Raw genomic sequence first — 16,186 nt, forward strand, 5'->3', positions numbered from 1 at the left:
AGCTGTACATCGGCGAGCCGGCCCTGGACTACCCCGCTCGCTGACCTCCCCTTACGACGACGGCCGCCCACCTCCAGGAGGTGGGCGGCCGTCGTCGTTAATCACCAACTACAGGCAACGCGGGGTCATCAAACGCCCAATAGAGTGTCCCCGAAGGGCGTTTAGTGACCCCGCGTTGCTGTCAGGACGAGTAGCCCTGGGGGTTGTTTTTCTGCCACCGCCAGTGGTCCTCGCACATCTGGTCCACGGTCTTGGTGGTGGACCAGCTCAGGTCTGCCAGCGCCGAGGTGGCGTCAGCCCAGAAAGCAGGAAGGTCGCCCGCGCGGCGGCCGGTGATTTCGTAGGGGATGGGCTTGCCCACGGCCTTTTCGAAGGAGCGCAGGACCTCCAGCACCGAGGAGCCCTTGCCGGAGCCGAGGTTCCAGCGGAACACGCCGGCGCGGTCCGCCACGTGGTTCAGGGCGGCCACGTGGCCTTCTGCAAGGTCCACCACGTGGATGTAGTCGCGCAGGCAGGTGCCGTCCGGGGTGTCGTAGTCGCCGCCGAAAACCATGAGCTTTTCGCGCCGGCCAACGGCCACCTGCGCGATGAACGGAACCAGGTTGTTGGGGATGCCCTGCGGATCCTCGCCGATGCGTCCGGAGGGGTGGGCGCCTACCGGGTTGAAGTAGCGCAGCAGGGCTATATGCCAGCGGTCGTCGGCTGCGCCAAGGTCGGAGAGGATGTCCTCGATCTGCTCCTTGGTGCGGCCATAGGGGTTGTTGGCGCCGATCTCCATCTTTTCCACGTAGGGGATGGGGTTGTGTTCGCCGTAAACCGTCGCTGACGAGCTGAACACAAAAGACCGGACGTTGTGCCGGTCCATCACGCGGATCAGGTTCAGGGTGCCCACGAGGTTGTTGTAGTAGTACTTCAGCGGCTCCTGCACCGATTCCCCTACAGCTTTCAGGCCGGCGAAGTGGATGACGGCGTCGATCGCGCTGCCGGCGAAGACTTTCTCAACCGCGGCTTCGTCCACCAGGTCCACGTTATGGAACTCAGCCGTTTTGCCGCTGAGTTCGGCAACCCGGCGCAGTGACTCCTCGCTGGAGTTGATGAGGTTGTCGATGACGACAACATCGTGGCCGGCTTCCTGCAGGGAAAGAACAGTGTGGGAACCGATGTAACCGGTGCCCCCTGTAACCAGAATTTTCATGCCTCAACGCTATCCCACCGGGCCGCGGTGCCGCCGCATGTTCCGGATGCCGGGCAGGGACGGCAGGCGCGGCAAGCGATGGAGCACAACCGTGCTAAAAAGGACCAGTGCCCAAAATCGTAGATGCCGAAGCCCGCCGCCAGGACGTTGTGGAAGCGGTCCTCAGGATCATCGCGGTGGATGGACTGGAACGCGCCTCGCTGCGTGAGGTGGCGGATGAGGCCGGACTCGCCGTCGGATCCGTCCGGCACTACTTCGCCGGCAGCGACGAACTCCTGACCTATTCCTTTGCCACCGTGGTGGACCGGATTGTCCGCCGGCTCAAGGGGGCGTTGCCCGGTGTCGCCGCCGCAGCGCCGCGCAGCCTTGAGCAGCGTGCAGCGGTATTAACCCTGTTGGGTGGCCTGCTGCCCCTGGATGAGTCCCGGGCGGTAGAAGCCTGCGCCTGGATGGCGTTCAAGAACGCGGCCAGGATCCGGCCTTTCCTCGCCCCGGTTGCCGACAGCAGCCACCGGGAGGTGGCAGCGATTGCCGGGCAGGTGGTGGCTGCGCTGATGCCCCAGGACGAACCGCAGGAGAGCCTGGTGGTGGAAGCGGAACGCCTCCTGGCCACACTGGACGGACTATGCATGCATGCCCTGCTGCAAACCGGGTGGATGACCGCGCAAATGTGCTCCGACGTGCTGGAACGCCACGTTGACGGCTTGAGTCGCTGAGGGGCGTTACCGTGGGCAGGGAGCGGGAATAGACTGATAGCCGGGGGCGCGAAACCGGATCAGCAGACCCGGCAGGAGCACGCCAGGGAAGGACTTCGGATGCATCAGGCAAGCGGTTCACGGTGGCAGATCACTACGGACACGTCCGGACCCATGATGATCGCACTCTACGTCCGCGACACGGTCGGGCTGAACGGCGCAGGCCACCCGGCGCTGTCCCATGCCGTTCCCAAGATCCGTCCGGCGGACCACACCCACCTGACAGCCGACGTCGGCGGGCTGAGCGCGCTCAAGACCGAGTGGGAAGCCTGGTGGGAACAACTGGTCAAAGCCCATCCGCAGACCTCGCCGGAACTGTCGCCGCCGGAGTTTGGCGCATTCGGCAACTCACCCGCCCTGCAGCGGGTCCTGCAGGCGCACTTTGGCGCTGCCCTCACCTGGGCGCGGGAGCGGAGGAGCGAGTACGCCCGGCTGGAGGCGGAACGCTTGGCCAGCGGCACGGACCAGCTCCTGGAGGAACTGGTGGACGACCGGCTGATGGAAGTGGGACGGGATTCCCGTGACTTCACACTGACCATCATCGAACTGCCCCTGAACGAGCAGCGGGCCTGGTACCTGGAGCCGGACAAGATCATTATGAGCCACCAGCTGATGGGCCAGCCGGAGCTGTTCCGCAGCTACGTGCAGCCGGTCGTGGAGATCCTCGTCTGAGTCATTGGCCCACACCCGCCTGGGTGCTTTGCGGGGCTACCGTAATCCGGACCTGTCCGTCCGGCGCCGCAGATTCCTGCCAACCGTTCCGATCCGCACGGTCCCAGCTGCGGCCCGCCACCTCCACCCGGGTCACCTCGAGGCCTTTGGCATTCGCCACCGCCCACTGGGCAACGGACCAGGCCTGGCTGCCGCCGGCGTTCACCACCACGGTCTGTCCCTCCACGGAAGCGTCCAGCGCTCCGTACGCCGTGCTGAGTTCGGCGGCCACCGCCGCGGCGTCTCCGGCGGAGCCCGACGAACGCAGCGTGCACTGCACCGCTTCGGGTGTCTGGCCGGACAACCCGGAGGCGAAGGACCGCCCCATATCCTCGTGCTGCGCATAGGCGCTGGGGTACGCGGACCGCTGGACGCGCTGTGCGGCGTCGGTGATGTCAAGCGTCTCGTAGTCCGGGACCTTCACCAGCGCATCGTAGAACGCGTTGACGGCGTAGTACGGGTCCATGACCTCTTCCTCGGTGCCCCATCCCTGCGAAGGCCGCTGCTGGAACAGTCCCCGCGAGTCCGGTCCGGCCTGGTCCCCGTGGGCGATGTTGCGGAGTTTGGACTCCTGCATGGCCGTGGCCAGGGCGATGCTCGCGGCCCGGGGAGGCAGCCCGCGCTGGACTGCGACGGCGGTGATCAGCGAGGCGTAGACCGCTTGGTCGGGTGCCAGTTCGGCTGTCCTGTCGCCGACAACAGCGGTGCAGCGTTCCGAAACCAGGGTTTCGGAACGCTGCACGAAGAACACCGCTGAATAGATGCCGCCGGCCACCAGGGCAAGGGCCAGCAGCAGTACCGCCAGGCGGCGCAGGCCGCGTCGTCGCGCCATAAATTAGTTGGCGTGCAGGGCGTCGTTCAGTTCCACGGTCTGGCCGGCCCGGGGGAGGACCTCCACGGCACCGGTGGTGGAATTGCGGCGGAACAGCAGGTTGGAAACGCCGGACAGCTCGGCCGCCTTGACGATCTTGGTGGTGTCCTCTCCCACCTCATCCTTGGGCCCGGGCACGCGCACGCGGGTGCCGGCCGTGACGTACAGGCCGGCTTCCACCACGGAGTCGTCCCCGATGCTGATGCCAACGCCTGAGTTTGCGCCCAGCAGGACCCGCTCGCCGATGGTGATCTTTTCCTTGCCGCCGCCGGACAGGGTGCCCATGATGGATGCGCCGCCGCCCACGTCGCTGCCATCACCAGTCACGACGCCCGCGGAGATACGGCCTTCCACCATGGAGGTGCCCAGCGTGCCGGCGTTGAAGTTCACGAAGCCTTCGTGCATGACGGTGGTGCCTTCAGCCAGGTGCGCACCCAGGCGCACCCGGTCGGCGTCGGCGATCCGTACGCCGGAGGGCACAACGTAGTCCACCATCCGCGGGAACTTGTCGATGCCGTACACCGTGACGGCGCCGCGGCGGCGGAGCCGGGCACGGGTAAGTTCGAAGCCCTCCACGGCGGCGGGACCGAAGTTGGTCCAGACGACGTTGGGCAGCTTCCCGAAGATGCCGTCCAGGTTGATGGTGTTGGGCTTGACCAGGCGGTGCGAGAGCAGGTGCAGCCGGAGGTAGGCGTCGGCGGTGTCGGCGGGGCCCTCGTCAAGGTTGATCTGGACGAACACCACTTTCTGCTCGGTGCCGCGGTCCTCATCGGTGCCGTTTTCCGCGATCTGCGTCAGGGAATCGTCAGCGTTTTCCACGGCACGCAGGTGCTCGGCGGCGACACCGAGGGCCGGTGCGGGGAACCAGACGTCCAAAACGGTGGCGCTGCCGTTGGCGGTGGCGATGGTGGCCACGCCAAAGCCGTAGGCAGAGCGTTCGTCAGTGGTTGCGTTCAGGGTTTCGGGCACGGCGGAAGAAGCGGTCTCAGTCATGTGCTCCAGTCTATCGAGGGCGGGGCACCGGGTTCGAACTAGACTGGCTTCGTGACTGCCGAAACCGCTCCAGACCCCGCATCCGTCCTGTCCAGCCAGAAATCCGGCCAGGAATCCGTGCCTGCGCGGCTGGACCTGCGGCAGGACGTCGCCCTGTTGACCGCCGCCATCATGGACATCAACAGCGTGTCCGGAAATGAAAAGGAACTGGCCGACGCCGTTGAAACGGCGCTGCTGGGTCTTCCGGAGCTGACGGTGGTCCGCGACGGGGATTCGATCATCGCCCGGACAGAACTGGGGCACCCCGAACGCGTCATCCTGGCAGGGCACCTGGACACTGTACCGCTGCCGCTGACCGAGGGCTCGAAGGGAACGGTGCCTTCCAGCTGGGAGTCCGGCGTCCCGGGCGAAGGCATCCTGTACGGCCGCGGCGCCACCGACATGAAGGGCGGTGTGGCAGTACAGCTGGCGCTGGCGGCCACGCTGTTCGACGGCGGGGCGCAGCCCAAGCGGGACGTCACGTTCGTCTTCTACGACCATGAGGAAGTGGAAGCGGTGAAAAGCGGGCTGGGCCGCCTGGTCCGCAACCACGGCCACCTGCTGCACGGGGACTTCGCCATCCTTCTGGAACCTACGGACGGCATTGTGGAGGGCGGGTGCAACGGCACCAGCCGGTTTGAAGCAACAACAGTGGGCGAGGCGGCGCACTCGGCGCGGGCCTGGATGGGCAGCAATGCCATCCACGCCGCAGCCCCCATCCTGGCAAGGCTCGCGGCCTACGAACCGCAAACGGTCACCGTGGACGGCCTGGACTACCGCGAAAGCCTCAACGCCGTGAAGATCAACGGCGGGACCGCCGGCAACGTCATCCCGGACCGCTGCGTGGTGGAAATCAACTACCGCTTCGCCCCGGACAAGACACCGGACCAGGCCGAAGCCGTGGTGCGGGAACTCCTTGAGGGCTTCGACGTGGTCCGCACGGACGCTGCAGCCGGCGCCCGCCCCGGCCTTCAGCACCCGGCTGCCGCTTCCTTCGTTGCCGCCGTGGGAGGCGAGCCGAAACCCAAATACGGCTGGACCGACGTCGCGCGCTTCAGCGAACTGGGGATACCGGCGGTGAATTTCGGACCCGGTGATGCACTGCTGGCGCACAAGGACAACGAGCACGTCCACGCGGATGCCATCCGCACCTGCCTCCGCGCGCTGCAGGACTGGCTGGCGGGCTGAGCCAGGAGCACGTTGCACGCGCTTAAATGCCGAACGGCCCGGACCTGATGGTCCGGGCCGTTCGCGTAGGAACTGTCTAGGGAACCGGGGCCTCTGCCTTCTCGGGCTCGGCCTTGGCCACGCCGCCGGCTGCCTTCTTCGACCCCCGGCGCTCAATCCAGACCGCAAGCCTGGAAACGAGGATGTTGATGGCGATGTAGATCGCAGCGGCGACGAAGAAGATGGGGAACAGGAACTGCGTGCCCAGGAAGTCCGCCATCACCTGCACGGCGCGCAGCAGCTCGCCGTACGCCACGATGTAGCCCAGCGAGGTGTCCTTCAGGAGCACCACCATCTGCGCCACCAGGGACGGCATCATGCGGCGGATTGCCTGCGGAAGTTCGATGAGCATCCGGGACTTGAAGCTGGTCAGGCCAATGGCAAGGCCTGCTTCGCGCTGCCCCCGGGGCAGCGACTGGATGCCTGCCCGGATGATCTCGGCGAACACTGCCGAGTTGTAGAGCACCAGGCCGGTGACAACGGCAATGAACGGTGACGTGCCGAAGCCCAGCAGGACGAACAGCATCATCAGGACCACGGGCATCCCGCGGAGGAACTCCAGGACCACCCGGGTGGGGATCCGGATGATGGCCGCATCGGAGATGCGGAGCAGGCACAGCAGCAGCCCCAGCGGGAACGCGATGACGGCTGCCAGTGCAGCAGCAGACAGGGTGGCGCTCAGGCCGTTGCCCAGGAGCATCCAGACATCAGCGCGGGTGAAGATCTGCCAGCGCCGGCCTTCGAAAATGCCCTGCTGGGCGAGGGTCATGACAATCCATGCCAGCAAACCCAGGATCAGCACGGAACCTACGATCGAGCCGATCAGGGAGATCCGCCGGGCTTTGGGTCCCGGAACGTCGTAAAGGACTGAGCTCATCGGGCAATCGCCACCTTTCGTTCCACCGTGCTGGCAAGGATGCCGAGCGGAACGGTGAGGAGCAGATAAAAGAACGCGGTACCCAGCAGCACGGCGATGACGGCATCACCGTTGGCGTTGGCCAGCTGGCGGCCGTAGCCGAACAGTTCGAGGACAAAGAAGGCGCCGGCGACGGAAGAGTTCTTCACCAGGGCGATCAGGATGTTGATCAGCGGCGGGACCACCGTCCGCAGGGCCTGGGGGAGGATGATGAGGTTCAGGACCTGCCCGAAGTTCATGCCGATGCTGCGCGCGGCCTCGGCCTGCCCCACGGGAACACTGTTGACACCTGAGCGGACAGCTTCGGCGATGAACGCTGCGGTGTACGTGCTGAGGGCGATGATCGCGGCAATTTCGAACTGCTCAAACTTGACCCCGAGCCGGGGGAGGACGATCGCCGCGAAGAAAAAGGCAATGGTCAACGGGGTGTTCCGGAGAACCTCCACGTACACGGTGCTGAAGCCGCGCAGGGCTGCTACCGGGGACACCCTGGCGGCTGCCAGCAGCGTGCCAAGGACCAGCGCGATGATCCCGGAGACGGCTGACAGGAAGAGGGTGCGGAGAAAACCGTTCCAATACAGGGGCAGGTTTTCAATGATGACGTCCATAGGATCCTTTGGCTTTGGGCGTGGACGGATTTAAAGGCTGAAAGCTGCCGGGGCCGGCCTACCGGCCCCGGCAGCTCCGGACTCACTTAGTAGCGGTCAATCTCGGGGAGCTCGGGTGCAGTCTTGATGACCGAACCTGCAGTGGCTTCCCAGGCCTCCTTGTAGGACCCGTCCTCTTCGAATGCCTCCAGCTGGTCGTTGATCCAGTTGCGGAATTCGGTATCGTCCTTCTTCAGGCCGATGCCGTAGGGCTCCTTGGTGAAGGTTTCATCGGAGGCCAGCTTGAAGGCGTCCGGCTCCTTGTCCACAAAACCGGCGAGGATCACGTTGTCAGTGGTGACAGCCTCCACCTGCTTGTTGCGCAGCGGCTCCAGGCAGGCTGAGTAGGTGGCGGCCGGGACCAGCTCTGCTCCGTACTTCTCCACGATGGTGGCGGCGGGGGTTGAACCGGTGACGGAGCAGACCTTCTTGCCCTTGACGTCCTCGGGGGTCTTGATGGCGTCGTTGTCCTTGTTAACCATCAGGGCCTGGCCGGCTTCGTAGTACGGGCCGGCGAAGCTGACAACCTGCTTGCGCTTGTCGTTGATGGTGTACGTGGCGATGACCAGGTCAACCTTGCCCTGTTCGATGAAGGGTTCGCGGTTGGCCGAGACCGTCTCGGACCATTCGATCTTGTCGGCGGAAATTCCCAGCTTCGCTGCGATCAGCTTGCCGATTTCGACGTCGAAGCCTACGGGCTTGCCGTCCAGGCCCACCTGGCCGAACAGCGGCTGGTCGAACTTGGTGCCGATCTTGATGGTCCCGGCGGAGGAGAGCTTCTCCATGGTGCTGCCGGCGGCGAAGGTGGGTGCTGCTTCAACGGTGGGGTCGCTGCCGGTGCCGGTGCCGCCACCGCCACAGGCGCTCAGGGACAGGGCGATGGCAGCGGTAGCCGCCACGAAGAATGACTTCCGCCGGGTCATAAATGCCTTCATGACATTCCTTTCATTGGTGGCCGTGGGTCACGGCCTGGGTGCGAACTGAAGTGTGGTTGTTCGGTGAATCAGTGAAAGCGGTGCATCAGTGGGTGAGGAGCTTGGACAGGAAATCCTTGGCCCGGTCGCTCTTCGGGTTGGTGAAGAACTCCTCCGGGGTGGCGTCCTCGACGATCTGGCCGTCCGCCATGAAGACCACGCGGTCCGCGGCCTTGCGGGCGAAGCCCATCTCGTGGGTGACCACGATCATGGTCATGCCTTCCTTGGCGAGCTGGATCATCACGTCCAGGACCTCGTTGATCATTTCGGGGTCCAGAGCGGAGGTCGGCTCGTCGAAGAGCATCACCTTGGGCTTCATCGCCAGGGCGCGGGCGATCGCGACACGCTGCTGCTGGCCACCCGAGAGCTGGGCCGGGAGCTTGGGCGCCTGGTGGCCCACGCCCACCCGTTCGAGCAGCGCCATGGCGTCCTTGTCCGCGGCGGCCTTGGCCACGCCCTTGACCTTGATGGGGCCGAGCGTGACGTTTTCCAGGATGGTTTTGTGCGCGAAGAGGTTGAACGACTGGAAGACCATTCCGACGTCGGCGCGGAGCTGGGCGAGTTCCTTGCCTTCCTCCGGAAGCACCTTCCCGTCGATGCTGATGGTTCCGCCCTCGATGGTTTCCAGGCGGTTGATGGCGCGGCACAGGGTGGACTTACCGGAGCCGGAAGGCCCGATGACCACAACAACCTCGCCCTTGCGGACCTGCAGATTGATGTCCTTCAAAACGTGCAGCTGGCCGTAGTGCTTATTTACGGCGTTCAGGGAGACGAGGGTATCGCCGGGCACATGAGTAGTCATAGGAAGAATCTAGCGAACTGCGGGCGGCTATGACGGGAATCACCCCAAGTTCCTGCGGATCGTGATTCAAGAGATACCTGCCGCGGGAGGTTAGCCTAGGTGAATGAGCATCAATGCAGATCCGGCCAAAAATTCCCAGCCGCGCCGTAAGGGGCCCCTTGAACTGCGCCGCAAACAGGCAGCCGTGGAAATGTCCGATCAGCATCTGCTCGATACCAAAGGCCCCGGCCAGTTCGTCCATACCGATCCGTGGCGGGTACTGCGGATCCAAAGCGAATTCGTCGAAGGCTTCGGCGCGCTGGCGGACATCGGCAAGGCTGTCAGCGTTTTCGGTTCCGCCCGCACCAAGCCCGGCAGCCCGTACTACGAGATGGGCGTCGAGGTGGGGCGGAAACTGGCGGAAGCCGGCGTCGCGGTCATCACCGGCGGCGGGCCGGGCTCCATGGAGGCAGCCAACCGCGGCACGGTGGAGGGCAACGGCATATCCGTTGGCCTGGGCATCGAGCTTCCCTTTGAACAGGGGCTGAACCAGTGGGTGGACCTGGGCATCAACTTCAGGTACTTTTTCGCCCGCAAAACCATGTTCGTCAAGTACGCCCAGGGATTCATTGTGCTCCCCGGCGGCCTGGGAACGCTTGATGAGCTCTTCGAAGCCATGGTGCTGGTGCAGACCCGGAAGGTGACGTCGTTCCCCATCGTGCTTCTCGGCGTCGACTTCTGGGGCCCCATGATCGACTGGATCAGGGGAACCCTGGTAGCCGAGGGAATGGTCTCCGAAAAGGACCTGGACCTGATCCAGGTGGTTGACGATCCGGCCGAAGCGGTGGACCGCGTCCTCCATGGGGCCATCACCCCCTCCCTGAACGGGGAGCAGCGTCCGGAGTAGCGGCAGCGCCAGGTCTGGCACGATGGAGCAGTGAGCTTTTTTCTGGTTTTCCTCGCCATCGTGCTGGTAGGGGCGGTTTTGTGGGCCAGCCTGGGGCGGCGCCCCCGGAAGTCGGGCCACCGCCCGTTGCCGGCCCTGCTGGACGGTGGCTTCGAGCAGCCGCCGGCCAACCTTCCCCCGGTGCTGCTTCCGGCCAACGCAGCTGCGGAGGACGTGGACCGCGTGCGCTTCTCGCTGGGCCTGCGCGGCTACCGGATGGACCAGGTGGACCAGGTCCTTGATGAACTGAGGGACCAGCTTGCTGCCAGGCAGCAGGAAGTGGACGAGCTGCGCGCCCGGCTGCTGGCCGTTGAGGAGCCGAACCAGGGCAGCCCCGGCGGAACGCGCGACGACGGAACCGCCGCGGCGCGCGACGGCGGGAATGCGGTGCCAGGGAAGAGCGGGCAGTGAGTACGGTGGCGCGCCGCCGGACGGGCTTTGCTACTGCCGCCCAGGCCTGGGCCGGGCAGGCCGGTTCCGCCTATCGCAGCTGGCCCTGGTGGGCGCAGGTCACGGTCATCTACGCCTCGGCCCGGCTGGTCAGCGCCTGCATCTTCATGGCCGCCGCGCTCCACCAGGGCCCCAATCCCTGGTTCCCGGCCAGGCCCGACTACTGGCACTTCATCAACATCTGGGACGCGCGCTGGTACGGCGAGGTCATCGCCAACGGATACCCGTCAGAGCTCCCCACAGACGCTGCCGGCAACGTCCAGGAAAACGCCTGGGCCTTCTACCCCCTGTTTCCAGCCCTGGCGGGAGGCCTCAGCAGGCTGACGGGACTAATTCCTGCCGCCTCACTCACCCTCCTTGCGATGCTGGCCGGTTGGGGAGCGGCGCTGGTGGTTTACACCCTTTTCAGGCACAGGGTGTCCCACGTCCCGGCGCTGTGGGGCGTTGCCTTCTTCGCCACTTTCCCGGTCTCGGCCATACTGCAGGTTCCCTACGCGGAGTCACTGTCGCTCCTCCTGCTGGCGTCGGCCCTGCTCCTGGTGGTGCGCCGGCATTACCTGTGGGCCATACCGGTGGTGGTGCTCCTGTGCCTCTCGCGTCCCATCGGCGTCCCTTTCGCCGCCATGCTCGGGCTCGTTCTGGTGTATCGCCTGCTGGAACGCCTCCGGAGCGGCGGCGCGGCTGGCCTGCCAGCCGGCAACCACACCTTTGGTGAAATGGCGGCACTTACCGGCCTGACCGCCGTCGCAGGCGTTTCCGCGCTGGCGTGGCCCGCCGCAGCGTGGGCCGCTACCGGCGACTTCCAGGCGTATACCAAAACCGAAACCGTGTGGCGGGGCCATGACCTGGTGCCGTTCAAACCGTGGTTCGATACCGGCGTCGACCTCTTCGGGCCGGTATTGGGACTGCTTGCGCCGTTCGTCTTTGTGGCCCTTTTCGGCCTGATGCTGTTCCTGCCGCCCGTGGTGCGGCTCGGCGTCGAACTCCGCCTGTGGTGCGCCTGCTACATGGGGTACCTCCTGGCGTTCCTGCATCCGCAGACCAGTACCTTTCGCATGCTGCTGCCGCTGTTTCCGCTGGCACTGGGAGCCGTGCTGCTGTCCCGCTCCCGGGCCTACCGGGGCACGGTGGTGACCATGTTCCTGCTGCTGCAGATCGTATGGATTGTGTGGTTGTGGGCCTGGGCGCAATTGCCGGGCGGCGGCGATTACCCGCCCTAGTTTTTTTTTGGACTTCCGTGCAGGTCAGGACAGGAATACCGGCCCGCCGAAAATGTCCATCGATTAGCTACGTGCGGGTAATTCCGCGATAATGGTAAGTAAGCAAGGACAAAAAGCATTCAGAATACGCGCAGCCTTGGCGGTGGAAACTACCGCCGCCATAGCGGCTTGATCGACATGCGGACACAGCCCGCCCGGGCTGATCAGTCCTGGGACAAAATGGAGGGGAATTCCTCATGGCGGCTATGAAACCACGCACCGGCGACGGCCCAATGGAAGTCACCAAGGAGGGCCGCAGCCTGATCATGCGCGTCCCGCTCGAAGGCGGCGGGCGTCTTGTGGTCGAACTGAACGCTGCCGAAGCGGCAAACCTCAAGGAATGCCTCGTCGGCGTTACCGAATAATCGTGAAAAGGACAGGGTCCGCAGCCGTGCTGCGGACCCTGTCCTTTATCTTGGTGCTGGGCGTGGCTACTTCTTGACGGCGACCAGCAGGCCGTCTCCGGTGGGAAGCATGGCTGAAGCGAGCCTGTCGTCGTCGCGGATCGCCTTGCCGACCTGGCGAAGGACCACCGTGGTGGCCTCGCGGCCGGCAGGGTTTGCCACTTTGTCTTTGTCCAGGGCGTCATTGATGATCAGCAGGCCGGCCCGCTTCAGGAGCCTGATGGCTTGCTCCACGTAGCCGGGCAGGCCGGGCTTGTCAGCGTCGATGAACACTAGGTCGTAGGCAGCATCCGTGAGCCGCGGCAGGACATCGCCTGCGCGGCCGGAAATGGTACGGGTACGGTTGGCCGGGCTGCCGGCCTCGGAAAAGGCCTCCCGCGCGGCCTTCAGGTGTTCCACGTCGACGTCGATGGTGGTGAGGACTGCCTGCGGGCCAAGCCCGCGGAGGAGGCACACGCCGGACACTCCCGCCCCCGTTCCAATCTCGACGGCGGTCTGCGCCTTGGACGCGGCAGCGAGGACCGTGAGCACGGCGCCAACGCCCGGTCCGATGGGGGTCACTCCCAGTTCAAAGGAACGCTCCCGGGCCCGAAGCATGACCTCATCCTCAGCGGGCAGATCTTCTGCATAGGACCAGCTGATGGACTTGTCGGCGCTCATGAATTTTCGCTTTCTGGGCGGGAGGGGGAATGTCTTCTACAGCCTACTGTGTCCGGGGCAGCGGGCAGCGGAGGCGGGCTGTTGCGCCCACGGCTGAACTTTCCCGCAGTCAGGAAATTCCCAGCCAAATTTGAAATGATTATTATCCGCTCATCCAAAAGGTGATCGGCGCCGAATCAGAGATGTCAACAGTATCCGGGCGTTAGCAATTCCACGAGGGGAGTGGACGATGTCATCTTCAGTTGTGGCACCTGTCCCTGCAGTACATAATCCCGACGCTGAGTGGGTCCGTCCTACCTGGGAAGAAGTGGTCACCAACCATTCGGCGAAAGTTTACCGGCTGGCATACCGCCTGACCGGTAACAAGTATGACGCCGAGGACCTCACCCAGGAGGTGTTCGTCCGCGTCTTCCGCTCGCTCGAGAACTTCAAGCCCGGGACCTTGGACGGCTGGCTGCACCGCATCACCACCAACCTGTTCCTGGACCAGGCGCGGCGCAAAACACGGATCCGGTTCGATGCCCTGGCCGAGGACGCGGAATCCCGCCTCCCCGGACGCGAACCGGGCCCTGAGCAGAGCTTCGAGCTGAACAACCTGGACCTGGATGTCCAGGCAGCACTGGAGGAACTCCCGCCGGACTTCCGGGCCGCCGTCGTCCTGTGCGACCTGGAAGGGTTGTCCTACGACGAGGTGGCAGAGGCCCTGGGCGTTAAGCTCGGAACCGTCCGCTCGCGCATCCACCGTGGACGGACCATGCTCCGGGAGAAGCTCGCCCACAGGGATCCACGTCCGCAGCAGGCGCGCCGCAAGCTTTCCATGCCGCGCATCGCGGGCATCCTCTGAACGGCGCATGAGGTCCCCGTTTCCCCTTGGCGGCAGGCACCAGCGAACCTCCAGCCATCTTGCCTCGTGCCATGAATGCGCTTCCGCCGTGCGCCGGGAGCGCCAGTACCTGGAACGGCTCCGGGACGCCCCCATCCCGCCCGCCAGTGAGGACCTGACCGCCCGGCTCCTGGCGCGCACATCGGAGCTGGCGGCAGAGCCCCGGCCTGCTGCCGTCCACCCCGCGACGCCCCGGGCAGCGGTCCGTGTGTTGGCCATGACGGCCGGCGGCACGGTAGCGGCAGCCGGTGTGCTGGCCGTTGGCGCCTTTGCTGCAGCCGGTGATCCGCTCACCGGGACGGGCGCCTCAGCGGCGTTGTCGCCCGTTTCGTCGCAGACGCCGGCAGACGGGCGGGCCTTGAGCGCTGAACAGGTCAGCATGCTCCGCTCAGAAGGCTGGGCCTGCCCTGAACTCGAAGCCATGGGGTTCCACCTCGAGTCGGCACAAGCGGTCGTCATCGACGGCCAGCCGGCGGTCCATCTTCGGCTCTCGGACGGATCCCACTACGCCACCGTCACCGAACAGCACCCGCCGGCCCCGGTTGCTGCCAGCCGGCAGGACAACCTACTGCAGGTCCTGGGCTCCTCGCCGTGGTCTGCCACCTACCGGACCGCCGGCCGCACCTTTACCTACGAGTCCAACCTGCCGGCTGAACGCGCTGACGACGCCCTTCCCATCCTGCAGCGCCTGGCCAGCCAGGCCGGAGAGGGTGTCTCAGCCGGAACGGGCGAAAGCAGCAGTGCGCCGGAGTCACTGGCCACCCGGCTGCAGCGCGGAATCAACAAGATCGTGGCCCGTTTTACCCAGTAATAAGGGTGGTTTCCGCCCGCGCGTGACGGGAATCGTCACTGGCAGCCCGGAGAGGGTAATCTTCCTAAAGTGTTTGGAATCAACGGCCCGGAGTTCTTTCTTCTGCTGCTCATCGGCATCCTGGTGATCGGCCCCCAGAGGCTGCCCGAATACACCCAGAAACTTGCGAACCTTGTGAAGGAAGTCCGGCGCATGGCCTCCGGCGCCCGCGAGCAGATCAAGGAAGAAGTGGGGATCGACATCGACGATGTCGACTGGAAGAAGTACGATCCCCGCCAGTACGATCCCCGGCGCATCATCAAGGAAGCGCTCCTCGACGACGATCCCAAGCCTGTCAGTGCCGGGGCGCCTGCCGCCGTCGCAGCTGTTTCCGGCGCAGCGGCTGTTGCCGCCGCGGACGCGGCTCCGGCAAGGCCACAGCGGGTGGTGCAGTCCCTGCCCGCCGGCGAAGCCGCTCCGTTCGACACCGAAGCCACCTGAGCACACCGGGAAGCGGCACGGGGCGGGTCAGCGCGGCTGCAGACCCAGTTTCATTCCTGCCAGGCCGCGCGGCACGGCTGCGAGCCGGGCTGCAATTCCTGCCAGCGACTCCGCCGCGGGAGTCCCCGGCTGCCCGATCACAATCGGAACCCCGGCATCCCCGCCTTCACGGAGCTGGATATCCAGCGGGATCTGTCCCAGCAGGGGAACGTCGGCGCCCACGGTTGCCGTCAACCTCTCGGTAAGTACCGCCCCGCCGCCGCTTCCGAACAGTTCCATCCGGCCGCCGTCGGGCATCTCCAGGTAGGACATGTTCTCGATCACGCCGGCCACTTTCTGGCCAGTCTGGGTGGCGATGGCACCCGCCCGTTCGGCGACGTCCGCGGCTGCGGCCTGCGGCGTGGTGACCACTAGGATTTCGGCCTTGGGAAGCAGCTGGGCCACCGAGATGGCAATGTCCCCCGTGCCCGGCGGAAGATCCAGGAACAGGGCATCCAGGTCCCCGAAGTAGACATCCGTGAGGAACTGTTCAAGGGCCCGGTGCAGCATGGGTCCCCGCCAGGCCACGGGCTGGTTGCCGGTGACGAACATGCCGATAGAGATGACCTTTACGCCATAGGCAACGGGCGGCAGGATCATGTCGTCCACGCGGGTCGGCGCCTGGGTGATGCCCATCAGGCCCGGCACGGAGAAGCCGTACACGTCCGCGTCCACGATGCCCACCCGCAGTCCCTGCGCGGCCAGGGCGCACGCCAGATTGACGGTGACCGAGGACTTGCCCACCCCGCCCTTGCCGCTGGCCACGGCGAAGACCTTGGTCAGGGAGTCGGGCTGGTTGAACGGGATGCCGCGCTGGCCGCCGGGGCCGCGGAGCTTCTCCTTGAGGGCGTCCCGCTGTGCCTGGGACATCACCTTCAGCTCGACGTCGACGGCGGTGACGCCCGGCACGGCGAAGAGGGCCTTTTCGGAGTCGGAGGTGATGGTGTCCCGGAGCGGACAGCCCGCAATGGTGAGCAGCACCGCCAGCCTGACCCTGCCGTCGTCGGACACACTGACGGAGTCCACCATCCCCAACTCGGTGATGGGGCGCCGGAGTTCAGGGTCGATGACAGTCGCGAGGGCGTTGTTGATGGCCTCGGCCAGCTGGGAGTTGGCGATGGGGGTGCTCACTATCGGGTCCTGGG

Annotated in this window: 19 protein-coding genes; 10 read left to right on the plus strand and 9 right to left on the minus strand. The window is 65.5% G+C overall.

Features of this window, described 5'->3' with window-relative positions; genetic code table 11:
• Positions 1-181: 181 nt before the first annotated feature.
• Complete coding sequence (gene galE, locus AC5RWA_RS13875; RefSeq protein WP_494058032.1) at positions 182-1,195, minus strand: UDP-glucose 4-epimerase GalE; 1,014 nt, start codon at positions 1,193-1,195, stop codon at positions 182-184.
• Positions 1,196-1,302: 107 nt separating this feature from the next.
• On the opposite strand from galE, the gene AC5RWA_RS13880 reads away from it, so the two are divergent.
• Both AC5RWA_RS13880 and AC5RWA_RS13885 read left to right on the plus strand, forming a co-directional pair.
• Positions 1,303-1,911 carry a TetR/AcrR family transcriptional regulator gene (locus AC5RWA_RS13880; protein WP_494058033.1) on the plus strand — a complete coding sequence of 203 codons (609 nt, stop codon included), beginning with the start codon at positions 1,303-1,305 and terminating at the stop codon, positions 1,909-1,911.
• Between the two features lie 99 nt (positions 1,912-2,010).
• On the plus strand, positions 2,011-2,622 hold the full coding sequence (locus tag AC5RWA_RS13885; RefSeq protein WP_079597333.1) for a hypothetical protein: 612 nt from the start codon (positions 2,011-2,013) through the stop codon (positions 2,620-2,622).
• A gap of 1 nt (position 2,623) precedes the next feature.
• Here the strand turns inward: AC5RWA_RS13885 and AC5RWA_RS13890 are convergent, their stop codons facing one another.
• Both AC5RWA_RS13890 and dapD read right to left on the minus strand, forming a co-directional pair.
• On the minus strand, positions 2,624-3,493 hold the full coding sequence (locus AC5RWA_RS13890) for a transglycosylase SLT domain-containing protein (protein WP_494058034.1): 870 nt from the start codon (positions 3,491-3,493) through the stop codon (positions 2,624-2,626).
• A 3-nt stretch (positions 3,494-3,496) separates the two neighbouring features.
• Positions 3,497-4,525, minus strand: a complete 1,029-nt coding sequence (dapD, locus tag AC5RWA_RS13895) for a 2,3,4,5-tetrahydropyridine-2,6-dicarboxylate N-succinyltransferase (RefSeq protein WP_494058035.1) — start codon at positions 4,523-4,525, stop codon at positions 3,497-3,499.
• A gap of 51 nt (positions 4,526-4,576) precedes the next feature.
• On the opposite strand from dapD, the gene dapE reads away from it, so the two are divergent.
• A complete protein-coding gene (dapE, locus tag AC5RWA_RS13900) occupies positions 4,577-5,752 on the plus strand; it encodes a succinyl-diaminopimelate desuccinylase (RefSeq protein WP_494058036.1) in 1,176 nt (391 codons plus the stop codon).
• A gap of 76 nt (positions 5,753-5,828) precedes the next feature.
• Here the strand turns inward: dapE and AC5RWA_RS13905 are convergent, their stop codons facing one another.
• The 4 genes from AC5RWA_RS13905 to AC5RWA_RS13920 all read right to left on the minus strand — a co-directional run bounded on the left by AC5RWA_RS13905 (position 5,829) and on the right by AC5RWA_RS13920 (position 9,130).
• Positions 5,829-6,668, minus strand: a complete 840-nt coding sequence (locus AC5RWA_RS13905) for an amino acid ABC transporter permease (RefSeq protein WP_476246091.1) — start codon at positions 6,666-6,668, stop codon at positions 5,829-5,831.
• Entirely contained in the window at positions 6,665-7,315 is a 651-nt protein-coding gene (locus tag AC5RWA_RS13910) for an amino acid ABC transporter permease (protein ID WP_079597328.1), read from the minus strand. The genes AC5RWA_RS13905 and AC5RWA_RS13910 overlap by 4 nt, the downstream gene beginning before the upstream one ends.
• An 86-nt stretch (positions 7,316-7,401) precedes the next feature.
• Positions 7,402-8,289, minus strand: coding sequence for a glutamate ABC transporter substrate-binding protein (locus AC5RWA_RS13915; RefSeq protein WP_115525134.1), 888 nt, complete (start codon positions 8,287-8,289; stop codon positions 7,402-7,404).
• A gap of 85 nt (positions 8,290-8,374) precedes the next feature.
• A complete protein-coding gene (locus AC5RWA_RS13920; protein ID WP_079597326.1) occupies positions 8,375-9,130 on the minus strand; it encodes an amino acid ABC transporter ATP-binding protein in 756 nt (251 codons plus the stop codon).
• Positions 9,131-9,233: 103 nt separating this feature from the next.
• Here AC5RWA_RS13920 and AC5RWA_RS13925 point away from each other — a divergent pair, with 103 nt between their 5' ends.
• The 4 genes from AC5RWA_RS13925 to AC5RWA_RS13940 all read left to right on the plus strand — a co-directional run bounded on the left by AC5RWA_RS13925 (position 9,234) and on the right by AC5RWA_RS13940 (position 12,129).
• The gene (locus AC5RWA_RS13925; protein WP_079597325.1) at positions 9,234-10,016 is read left to right on the plus strand and encodes an LOG family protein; all 783 of its coding nucleotides are present in this window, start codon (positions 9,234-9,236) and stop codon (positions 10,014-10,016) included.
• A gap of 30 nt (positions 10,017-10,046) precedes the next feature.
• A complete protein-coding gene (locus AC5RWA_RS13930; protein ID WP_494058037.1) occupies positions 10,047-10,466 on the plus strand; it encodes a DivIVA domain-containing protein in 420 nt (139 codons plus the stop codon).
• Positions 10,463-11,725: a hypothetical protein gene (locus tag AC5RWA_RS13935; RefSeq protein ID WP_494058038.1), complete on the plus strand. Its 1,263-nt coding sequence runs from the start codon at positions 10,463-10,465 to the stop codon at positions 11,723-11,725. The genes AC5RWA_RS13930 and AC5RWA_RS13935 overlap by 4 nt, the downstream gene beginning before the upstream one ends.
• A gap of 236 nt (positions 11,726-11,961) precedes the next feature.
• Positions 11,962-12,129: a DUF3117 domain-containing protein gene (locus tag AC5RWA_RS13940; protein WP_009357720.1), complete on the plus strand. Its 168-nt coding sequence runs from the start codon at positions 11,962-11,964 to the stop codon at positions 12,127-12,129.
• A 66-nt stretch (positions 12,130-12,195) separates the two neighbouring features.
• On the opposite strand, the gene AC5RWA_RS13945 is transcribed toward AC5RWA_RS13940, so the two are convergent.
• Positions 12,196-12,828 (minus strand): O-methyltransferase, encoded by a 633-nt coding sequence (locus AC5RWA_RS13945; protein WP_079597322.1) that lies wholly within the window; start codon positions 12,826-12,828, stop codon positions 12,196-12,198.
• Between the two features lie 229 nt (positions 12,829-13,057).
• On the opposite strand from AC5RWA_RS13945, the gene sigE reads away from it, so the two are divergent.
• From sigE to AC5RWA_RS13960, 3 genes are all read left to right on the plus strand, one after another.
• Positions 13,058-13,672 carry an RNA polymerase sigma factor SigE gene (gene sigE / locus AC5RWA_RS13950; protein ID WP_079597321.1) on the plus strand — a complete coding sequence of 205 codons (615 nt, stop codon included), beginning with the start codon at positions 13,058-13,060 and terminating at the stop codon, positions 13,670-13,672.
• An 88-nt stretch (positions 13,673-13,760) separates the two neighbouring features.
• Positions 13,761-14,522: an anti-sigma factor gene (locus AC5RWA_RS13955; protein WP_494058039.1), complete on the plus strand. Its 762-nt coding sequence runs from the start codon at positions 13,761-13,763 to the stop codon at positions 14,520-14,522.
• 69 nt (positions 14,523-14,591) lie between these two features.
• The gene (locus AC5RWA_RS13960; RefSeq protein WP_079597319.1) at positions 14,592-15,002 is read left to right on the plus strand and encodes a twin-arginine translocase TatA/TatE family subunit; all 411 of its coding nucleotides are present in this window, start codon (positions 14,592-14,594) and stop codon (positions 15,000-15,002) included.
• Positions 15,003-15,029: 27 nt separating this feature from the next.
• Here the strand turns inward: AC5RWA_RS13960 and AC5RWA_RS13965 are convergent, their stop codons facing one another.
• Positions 15,030-16,172, minus strand: a complete 1,143-nt coding sequence (locus tag AC5RWA_RS13965; RefSeq protein WP_494058040.1) for an Mrp/NBP35 family ATP-binding protein — start codon at positions 16,170-16,172, stop codon at positions 15,030-15,032.
• Positions 16,173-16,186 lie beyond the last annotated feature (14 nt).

The sequence above is a fragment of the Arthrobacter sp. 210 2 genome (assembly GCF_059093025.1).

Coding starts and splice junctions, on each gene's coding strand:
- AC5RWA_RS13910 (WP_079597328.1), bottom strand. CDS start 7,315: ATGGACGTCATCATTGAAAACCTGCCCCTGTATTGGAACGGTTTTCTC.
- AC5RWA_RS13920 (WP_079597326.1), bottom strand. CDS start 9,130: ATGACTACTCATGTGCCCGGCGATACCCTCGTCTCCCTGAACGCCGTA.
- galE (WP_494058032.1), bottom strand. CDS start 1,195: ATGAAAATTCTGGTTACAGGGGGCACCGGTTACATCGGTTCCCACACT.
- AC5RWA_RS13915 (WP_115525134.1), bottom strand. CDS start 8,289: ATGAAGGCATTTATGACCCGGCGGAAGTCATTCTTCGTGGCGGCTACC.
- AC5RWA_RS13940 (WP_009357720.1), top strand. CDS start 11,962: ATGGCGGCTATGAAACCACGCACCGGCGACGGCCCAATGGAAGTCACC.
- AC5RWA_RS13945 (WP_079597322.1), bottom strand. CDS start 12,828: ATGAGCGCCGACAAGTCCATCAGCTGGTCCTATGCAGAAGATCTGCCC.
- AC5RWA_RS13885 (WP_079597333.1), top strand. CDS start 2,011: ATGCATCAGGCAAGCGGTTCACGGTGGCAGATCACTACGGACACGTCC.
- sigE (WP_079597321.1), top strand. CDS start 13,058: ATGTCATCTTCAGTTGTGGCACCTGTCCCTGCAGTACATAATCCCGAC.
- AC5RWA_RS13905 (WP_476246091.1), bottom strand. CDS start 6,668: ATGAGCTCAGTCCTTTACGACGTTCCGGGACCCAAAGCCCGGCGGATC.
- dapD (WP_494058035.1), bottom strand. CDS start 4,525: ATGACTGAGACCGCTTCTTCCGCCGTGCCCGAAACCCTGAACGCAACC.
- AC5RWA_RS13925 (WP_079597325.1), top strand. CDS start 9,234: ATGAGCATCAATGCAGATCCGGCCAAAAATTCCCAGCCGCGCCGTAAG.
- AC5RWA_RS13890 (WP_494058034.1), bottom strand. CDS start 3,493: ATGGCGCGACGACGCGGCCTGCGCCGCCTGGCGGTACTGCTGCTGGCC.